Here is a 2,140-nt window from a genome sequence, read left to right as displayed (position 1 = left end):
ACTGCAGCTGGCCGGTCTGGTCGGCGCGGCGCAGGCACTGCATGCCCGCCGCGACGTTGAACCGGTGACCCAGGCGCTGCTGCTGGATCAGGTGCAGGCACTGGACCGTGACCTGCAGGCGCGGGCCAAGGCATTTTCGATGTCGCTGCAGCGCACGGCCTCGATCGTGCGCATCACCACGCTGCTGGTGGGCGGATTGTCGGTGCTGTTGATCACCGTCGTCGCCGCGATGCTGTCGCGACGCGTGCGGCGCGATCTGCTGGAGCAGGAAAGCCGCTTCCGCGCGGCGTTCTACCAGGCCACGGTGGGCATGCTCAAGTTCGACCATACCGGCGGCATCCTGGAGGTCAACCAGGCCATGGCCGACATCCTGGGTTACGCGCGCACTGCGTTGCTCGGGCTGTCCCTGCAGGACCTGGTGGCGGAAGGAGAACTGGTGCTCGACGACGCGGGCCGCATCGACTGGGGCCGCCAGCTGCGCCCGGCCGAACTGCGCTTCCGGCGCGCCGACGGCGGGCTGATGTGGGGGCGCTGGAGCGGCACGCTGGTGCGCACCGCCGGCCGCGAGGTGTCGGTGTTCGCCATCGTGGAGGATGTGTCGCAGAACCATGCGCTGGCCCGCGAGGTGGAGCACCACGCCAGCCATGATCCGCTGACCGGGCTGATCAACCGGCGCGAGATCGAACGCCTGCTGGAGCAGTCCCTGCTCGACGTGCGCAACCACGGCGGCGTGCACAGCCTGTGCTACATCGACCTGGATTACTTCAAGCTGGTCAACGACGGGCTGGGCCACGCGGCGGGCGACCAGTTGCTGCGCAACTTCGCCGACTACCTGGTGGGCGCGGTACGCGAGGGTGACTGGGTAGGGCGGCTGGGCGGCGACGAGTTCGCGCTGTTCCTGGCCAATGCGGCCCAGGACGAGGCCAAGCAGGTGCTGCAGCGGATCGTGCGTTCGCTGGGCCAGGCCAACTTCCAGCATGGCGACGGCAGCCTGCGGGTGAGCTGCAGCATCGGCGTGGTGGAGGTGACCCGCGAGGCGGTCGATGTGAACTGGCTGATGAGCGCGGCCGACAGCGCCTGCTATGCCGCCAAGGAAGCCGGGCGCAACCGCGTGCACTGCTACAACGAAAGCCGCATGGCGCTGGACGAGCGCCGGCAGGAAGCCGAACGCCTGGCACGGGTGACCAGTGCCATCGCCGAGAACCGCATGCTGTTGTATGCGCAGCGCATCGAGCGCGTGGGCGATCCGGGTTTCCTGCATTACGAAGTGCTGGTCCGCATGCGCAATCCCGACGGCGTGCTGCAGGGGCCCGGTGAATTCATGCCGGCCGTGGAGCGTTACGGCATGGGCATGGCACTGGACCGGCATGTGCTGGGGCTGCTGTTCCGCCACCTGCAGGTGTGCCCGGCGCACGTGCAGCGGCTGGGGTTGTGCAACGTCAACGTGTCGGCGCAGTCGATTGCCGAGCCGAGTTTCCTGGCCTTCGTCTGCGACCTGCTGGAACGCAACCGCGGGTTGGCGCGCAAGCTCTGCTTCGAGGTCACCGAGACCGCGGCGATCAGCAGCCTGGCCCAGGCGCGCAGCTTCATCGAAGCGGTCAAGGCGCGCGGCTGCCAGGTGGCGCTGGACGACTTCGGTTCGGGGCTGTCCTCGTTCGGCTACCTGCGCCAGCTGCCGGCGGACATGCTCAAGATCGATGGCGTGTTCGTGCGCGACATGGACATCGATCCGGTCAGCCGCGCGGCGGTGCGCGCGATTACCGAAATCGGCCGCGAGCTGCACATGACCGTGATTGCCGAATGGGTGGAATCGACCGAGGTGGCCGAACAGCTGCAGGTGCTCGGGGTGGACGGACTGCAGGGGTATGCGATCGAGCGCCCGATGGCGCTGGAGCGGATGACCCAGCCGGCGCTGTGGCCGGGGCGCAGCGCGCTGCCCTCGGAGGGCCGGCCGGGCCTGCCATGAGACCCATGGCCCGCAGCGGCGACGCCGGTGTGCCGCGTGAAAGCGCCGGGTTCGGGCGATAATCCCGGCCAGGGGCGGCACGCGACCTGCGTGGCGGCATCGAGGGTGGGGCAGGGTGTGAGGGGATGGCGCGGCAGGTGGATGGAACGGGGCGCAGTGCAGCTGCTGCTGGCC

At 69.1% G+C, this 2,140-nt stretch carries 1 protein-coding gene; it reads left to right on the top strand.

Features of this window, described 5'->3' with window-relative positions; translation table 11 throughout:
- Positions 1 to 1,966, top strand: a 1,966-nt coding sequence (locus DBR34_RS00420) for an EAL domain-containing protein (protein ID WP_128095246.1), incomplete at its 5' end; no start/stop codon positions are given.
- Positions 1,967 to 2,140 lie beyond the last annotated feature (174 nt).

This window comes from Stenotrophomonas sp. HMWF003 (assembly GCF_003061285.1).
Lineage (GTDB): Bacteria > Pseudomonadota > Gammaproteobacteria > Xanthomonadales > Xanthomonadaceae > Stenotrophomonas > Stenotrophomonas maltophilia_AP.
The sequence above is the reverse complement of the archived record's forward strand: the minus strand, read 5'-3'. Positions and strand labels throughout refer to the sequence as shown.